Origin of the sequence: Lentzea sp., from assembly GCF_036380075.1 — a bacterium.
Taxonomy (GTDB): Bacteria; Actinomycetota; Actinomycetes; order Mycobacteriales; family Pseudonocardiaceae; genus Lentzea.
Genome location: NZ_DASVFL010000290.1, coordinates 1 through 6162, shown reverse-complemented (window position 1 = coordinate 6162; position 6162 = coordinate 1). Strand labels below are relative to the sequence as shown.

General features: G+C 68.7%; 5 protein-coding genes and 1 pseudogene. 3 read left to right on the top strand and 3 right to left on the bottom strand.

Annotation, left to right across the window (positions count from 1 at the left end; all coding sequences use genetic code 11):
• Positions 1-304: hypothetical protein (locus tag VF330_RS30570; protein WP_330855165.1), on the top strand; the 304-nt coding region annotated here is incomplete at its 5' end.
• A gap of 414 nt (positions 305-718) precedes the next feature.
• Here VF330_RS30570 and VF330_RS30565 read toward each other — a convergent pair.
• Together VF330_RS30565 and VF330_RS30560 are read right to left on the bottom strand one after the other, a co-directional pair.
• Positions 719-1579 carry a helix-turn-helix transcriptional regulator gene (locus tag VF330_RS30565; protein ID WP_330855164.1) on the bottom strand — a complete coding sequence of 287 codons (861 nt, stop codon included), beginning with the start codon at positions 1577-1579 and terminating at the stop codon, positions 719-721.
• Positions 1580-1625: 46 nt separating this feature from the next.
• A complete protein-coding gene (locus VF330_RS30560) occupies positions 1626-2879 on the bottom strand; it encodes a DUF2252 domain-containing protein (RefSeq protein ID WP_330855166.1) in 1254 nt (417 codons plus the stop codon).
• Positions 2880-3099: 220 nt separating this feature from the next.
• Between VF330_RS30560 and VF330_RS30555 the strand changes: the two genes are divergently transcribed.
• Entirely contained in the window at positions 3100-4446 is a 1347-nt protein-coding gene (locus VF330_RS30555; RefSeq protein ID WP_330855163.1) for a hypothetical protein, read from the top strand.
• Between the two features lie 159 nt (positions 4447-4605).
• Positions 4606-5385, top strand: a complete 780-nt coding sequence (locus VF330_RS30550) for a hypothetical protein (RefSeq protein WP_330855162.1) — start codon at positions 4606-4608, stop codon at positions 5383-5385.
• 6 nt (positions 5386-5391) lie between these two features.
• Here VF330_RS30550 and VF330_RS30545 read toward each other — a convergent pair.
• Positions 5392-6162 (bottom strand): annotated as a pseudogene (locus tag VF330_RS30545) (hypothetical protein); the annotation flags it as partial.

Sequence of the window (6162 nt, the reverse complement as noted above, 5' to 3'; positions counted from 1 at the left end):
GCAGGCGGGCTCTTTGTTGAAGGCTAAACAGTATGCGCGTCAGGCTATTCGGTTCTGCGCTCGAGCGGGAGCGTCGCTCAGTGAAGCGACGGCTCTCCTGGTGCTCGCGAAGATCCTCTCGATCGCCGGTCAGCGTGACGGGGTGATCGAAGCCATGGAACGGGCCCAGTCGATCCTCCTTGACCTGGACCCGGAGCGCGCCGGCCAGGTGGCAGCCGAACTTCGGCTCCTGAGCTCGGAAATCGAGCTGCCCGAAGCGCGGACCGGCTCACCCGTTCTTGAGTGCGATCCTGAGGCTTACTAAGCTTTTTGCTACCTGACGTTGTCTCCTGCGGCCGTCGTCGCCCGTTCGAGGGTCACCCGGAGCGCAGACGTTCCCCCGATTTGGTGTTGCAGTGTGTCGGTGTGATAAGTATTCCACCTGGTTGAAGCCAGCCCCGACCGGTAACACTTAATCAAAGGAGCTGAAGATCAAGCTCGTCAGGATCGCCTTGGGAGTGCTGACTCTGGTAGGCGTAATGAGCCTTGGTGTGGTCCAGGCCAATGCGACTCCGACGCCCATGGAGACGCAGAGTCGTCATTGGGCAGGCTGATCGGGTCTACCCCGATCAGGACGCGTGGTTGAGCCAGTGTGATTTCGAACCGACTTCCCCCGGTCGGTTCTGAATGCAATTCATGTTTGCTGATCCCAGATGAGCCCGGACGTCCTCACCTGGGATCAGCAGGCGAAGTTGATTCGTTCTTCCAGGTTGTAGACCGTGGCCAGCCTGGAGAGGAAGCTCTGAGACCTGTGCTCGCTGAGTGCGCGTTCCCGCAGCGAATCAACGAGTACTCGGAACGGTGCGATGTCGTCCTCGGCGGTGATCACGGCGGTGCCCGGTGCCGTCGTCATCACCACGAGCCGGTCGTCCCGCAGTTCGAAACCGTGCGGGAGTGGTGGCGCCACCTCTGCGTGACTGTCGATGACCCGGACCGCGACGTTCGGGTGCTGCAGGGGCATCTTCCTGATCGAGTCAATCTGCTCCGCCATGACCGACGAGGACCCGACGCGGGTGCGCAACGCGCTTTCGTACACGTAGAACTCGAACGTGATGCCTGGCGTCGCCAGGAGCCGCTGCCGCTTGGCGAGCAGTGAGGTCGCGGCCTGCTCGTTGCGCGCGCTGAGCGGCCCGGAGGCCGCGAGCAGATAATCGCGGGTCCGGAGCCAGTCGGGTACCACCGCCGGGTCCGCGGCCACGACGCTGCCGGTGGAGCCGAATCGGGTCAGGAGCGTGGTGTGCTCTGTGAGTGAGCCTCTGCGCAGCACTATGCGCGGTGCAGACTGGTCGATCTCCAGCAGGCGCGCGAGCTCGAGCGCTTCGCCGGTGGCCGCGGAACTCATGCCGAGGGCGGTCGTGAGGCGACGGACGTCGTCTGGGCCGGGCAGCAGGACGCCGTTCTCGATTTTGGACAGCTTCGACTGGGTGAAGCCCGCTCGTCGGGCGGCCTCGACACCGGAAAGGCCGACCTGCTTCCGATGCGTTCGGAGGAGGGCGCCCAGCTCGTCGAGGTTGTGCCGGGCGTCGTCGGAGCGGGCCATCGAGCTTCCTGTCGTTCGATCGGCCGCAAACATACCGCCGTCCGGACTACGCCGTGGCGTCGACCCCCTTGATCCGTCCCTCCCGGAACGCGTCCACGAACAGCCGGTGGTCCTCCCTCGTCTGCTGCGCGTACTCCAGCGCGAACGCCACGATCGACTCCGCGAACTCCTCGTCGCGGTCCCCGATCGCCGCCGAGATGGCCTCCTCGCACTGGAAGTCGACGAGAGTCTGCGACGAGTCCTCGTCGGCCACGCAGTGCATCTTGGCGGTGGCACGGCCCAGGTAGTCGAGGACGGGCAGCATGTCGGCGGGCTCGGTGAGGTCGGACCAGTCCAGGTCGGCCTCGTACGGCGAGAGCTCGGAGACGACGTAGCCGACGCCGTCGATCTGCGTGTTGCCCAGCCACGGGTCGGCGTGGGCCTGCAGTGCGCGTTGCGAGACGGCGGTGCGGTGGCCGTGGTCGGTGAAGTACTCGCGGATGCGTTCGTCGTGGACGATGCGGCTGGGGGCGGCGATGTTCGCCTGCTTCATGGACAGCACGACGTCGTTCTCCAACGCCTGCGAGCGGCCCTCGACGAGGATGTTGTACGCGTGCAGGCCGGCCGAGCCGATGCCGAAACCGCTGCGGCCCACCACGTCCTTGACGGCGTACGTGCGGCTGCTGGCGCGCTTGCCGGTCGGGATCGTGTCCAGGTAGGACTCGAACGCCAGCTCGACGGCGGCGCGGACTTCCGGCGTCAGTTCGTGGGTGCCTTCGCGGTCGCGGCGGAACTGGCGTTCGTAGTCGACGATGACCGTCTTCTCGTTCAGCAGGCCGATGCGCGTCTCCAGCCTGGCTCGTTGCAGCACGCGGTGCAGGGCGCCCTCGGTGCTGTCGAGGCGGAGGCTGAAGAGCTCGTCGTTCGGGTGCTCCGCGAACGAGCGGACCTGGGCGACGTAGGCCGAGACGTAGGTGCGGATCAGGTCGGTGATCACGCTGTCCGGCAACGCCTTGCGCCAGCCGAGCAGGGCCATGGACGCGGCGAAGCGGCGGACGTCCCACGTGAACGAGCCGAGGTAGGCCTCGTCGAAGTCGTTCACGTCGAACACCAGCGTGCCCTCGGAGTCCATGTACGTGCCGAAATTCTGCGCGTGCAGGTCGCCCTGGATCCAAATGCGACTCGTGCGGTCGTCGGCCCATTCATCGGGCAATTCGGCCATGTCGGCGTAAAAGAGGCAGGCGCTGCCCCGGTAGAACGTGAACGGCTCGGCCGCCATCTTGCGGAACTTGTGGCGGAACGCGGCGGGGTCGGCCGCCATCAGCCCCGAGAACGCGTCCTCGAGCACACTCACAATGCGGTCGCCGCGATCGGTCACGGTGCCTCCCTCTCTCACCCCTGAAGACGCAGATCTCAGCACGAGGATGCTCCCGCCGCCCGCATCACGCGCAGATTTTTCCGCCAGTTCCGCACGAGTTGGCCGCCGAACTCAACAAACCGGGCAAGTGCGGCGTTGAGGGGCGTCACGGGAAGACACATCCATGGGGGATGAAGTGCACACCACATCGCTGAGACGCGCCCTGCTCCGGTTCGGCGCGCTGACCGCAGCCGCGTTACTCGCTCTAGGAGCCCCGACCGCACTGGCCCAGGAGCCGGAACCGGCCCTGCGCACCACCGTCGAGTTCGACAAGCAGCACTACCTGCTGCACGAGAACATGCGCATCAAGTTCACGATCACCAACGTCGGCACACGGGCCGCGGAGCACGTCCGCCTGCCGTTCCCGCTGGGCAGCCCGATGTACGACCGGTGGAACTGGCAGCCGTTGCGCCCCACGGACGACGGCATCACCGTCGCCCCCGGCGAGACCCGAGTGCTCGAGTTCTCGGGTGCCGTCGCCGACCGGTACAACAGGCAGAACGCGACGGCGGGCTTCACCGACCGCTACCTGAACTTCACCGGGCGGAAGGACAACAAGGAGGACAGGTTCGGCGCCCTCGCCACGGTCACACCGACCGCCGGTGACGTGCGCGGCGTCGTCTACGGGGACAAGAACCGCAACGGCCGCCAGGACGACGGAGAGGTGCTCGCCGGCACCGCGGTCACCATCTGGGGCGCGTACGGCAACCGGGCCGAGCGCACCACCAGCTCCGACGGGCGGTTCCTGTTCGAGGGGGTGGAGGGCGGCCCCTGGCTCGCCGGGTACCGGCACCCCGACGGCTGGGTGGTGCCCAGGGGCGACGGAGCGGCGTACGACCTCCTCGTCACGCCGACCGGCGTCGAGCTCTCCGTGCGCGCGGAACGACCGGCCACCGACTCGGTCCAGGCGCAACTGGACCTGGACAGGACCACCTACCGGGCGGGGGATCCCGTCACGATCACGGCGACGCTGACGAACTCCGGCACGGTCCCGGTCGACGGCGTCCAGGCGGCCTGCCTCGACTACGGGAGCAAGCAGTACATCGGCTCCAGGGTCAGCTGGGGTGACCTGGCACCGACGGGTCGCGGCGTGACCCTCGCGGCGGGCGAGACCAGGAAGTTCAGCGTCACCGACGTGGTGCCGCAGGAGGCGTTGGGTCGCGGCGAGGTGGTCGCGGTCTGCCAGTTCGGGCCGCGCGTCCTGGAGGGGAACGGCAACGCCGAGGCCACCGCGAAGGCCGCCGTCTCCGCCGAACCGGTGACCGAGGAGCCGCCGACGCCCGGTCCCGTTCCTCCCGGTCCCAGCGGTGCGGCACAACCCCAGCCCCAGCCCCAACCCCAGCAGGCGCTGGCCAGGACCGGTGCCTCGGTGCTAGGCCTGGGCCTGCTCGGCGTGCTGCTCGTGGCGCTCGGGGCCGGTGCGCTCGCAGCGAGCAGGAATCGAGAAGCCCGGGACACGGGCCGCGCCTAACGTCGACGGCATGTGCTTCATGTTCGGTGCCGGCAGGGACCAGGTCGAACGGATGCTCGCCGAGCAGGCGGAGCCTGACGAACCGGCCGTCGAGGAGGTGGCGCAAGACTGGCCGCGCGACTAGGGATCGCGTTCGTGCCCGGCAGAAGACTGCCGGGCATGAACGGATCGATTTCGCGCCGGAGCATCCTCGCCGCGGGGGTGGCGGGGTCGGCGGCGGTGCTGCTCGGCGGCAGCCCGGCGACCGCGGCGGCCCTCGTCACGCAGAGCGAGATCAACTCGCAGCCGACGTACTACGAGGTGAACGGCGCCGCGTCGTCGTTCCGCTACGAGCCCGGCTTCTACTCGCGTCTGGAGACCTGGCACGTCAACTGGCGCAAGTGGACGCCGTACCACTGGACCGCGCCGCACAAGATCTACTCGTACGGCGCCTACGTCGACAAGCCGGGCATGCACGGCGAGGGGCGGGCGTTCGACCTCGCGCGCATGCTCATCACCAACCGCGACACGGGCGCCACCTTCACGGGCTTCAACGCCCGTTACGACCAGTGGCGGAGCCTCACCGGCGACGCCCTGCGCACCGCGCGGATCCGGTACTGGGGCACGGTCGCGTCGCTGCACCACCACTTCCGGCACGTGCTGTCGTACCTGGACGACTCCGAGCACCACAACCACGTGCACGTCGACAACGCCATCTCCGGCAGCGGCGACTCGTCGTTCGCCACCTCCTCGACGACCCAGACGTACTTCGTGCAGGCCGCCTGCCAGTACATCTGGGGCTACTCGACGGGGATCGACGGCGACTGGGGCCCGCAGACCCAGCGCGACTCCTCGGCCGCGCTGGTCCGCGCCGGCTCGGACGGCGTGATCACCACCCAGAGCCGCTGGCTCGCGTTCTGCAAGGCCAGCGCGCAGCAGGCCTGGGCACTCGTGCCCTGACCGGTCTCACGCGCGGCATTCCAGCAGCGACTGGGCCGATCCGCCGTACGCACTCGGGTCGACCGCCGTGCAGTGCTGCGAGATCCACTCCTGGCGGCCGTGATCGCTGCGGCCGCCGGGACCGCCGCCCATCCGGTCACCGCCGCTGAGCACGAACTTGAGCTTGCCCTCGGCGACCCACGCTTGGAGCTGGTCGACCGACGGCGCGTTGTCCGAACCGGAGAACCCGCCCATGCCGATCACGACCTCGTCCGAGCCGAGGATGAACGGCGAGGCCGCCTGCGACGACCCGGCGACCGCGAGCGTGATCTCCGCGCCGCCGCCGTGCTCCTTGGCGTAGTCGAGGATCCGCTTCTGCTCGTCGGTCAGCGAGGCCCGTTCGCCGCCGAACCCGCCGGGCGCCTGACCGCGGTCGCCCCGGCCGTTCTGCCGCTGCTGCGGCACGCCGCCGGGCGGCTGTTGTCCGCCCCGGAAGACCTGGAAACCGCCGCCGCCCGGCGTGTTCGGTCCCGCCGAGGGGATGCCGCCGTTCGAACTGGCCGTGGCGGCGGTCGCCGTCGACCACACGGCCGGTGTCAGCAGCATCGCGACGACCGCGGCCACCAGCCCGGCCCGCCGCAGGCCGAGCAGCAGCACGACGATCGCCACCGCCGCGACCCCGAGCACCACCCACCGCGTCCAGCCGTGGAACGCCGTGTCGCGGGAGACCACGACGTACGCCCACACCGCCGTGACCGCCACCGACAACGGCAGCAGGAACCGCACGAAGCTCCTGGC

Excerpts from the sequence above, each read along its gene's own strand:
- VF330_RS30565 (WP_330855164.1), bottom strand. The coding sequence starts at position 1,579 with ATGGCCCGCTCCGACGACGCCCGGCACAACCTCGACGAGCTGGGCGCC.
- VF330_RS30560 (WP_330855166.1), bottom strand. The coding sequence starts at position 2,879 with ATGGCGGCCGACCCCGCCGCGTTCCGCCACAAGTTCCGCAAGATGGCG.
- VF330_RS30555 (WP_330855163.1), top strand. The coding sequence starts at position 3,100 with ATGGGGGATGAAGTGCACACCACATCGCTGAGACGCGCCCTGCTCCGG.
- VF330_RS30550 (WP_330855162.1), top strand. The coding sequence starts at position 4,606 with ATGAACGGATCGATTTCGCGCCGGAGCATCCTCGCCGCGGGGGTGGCG.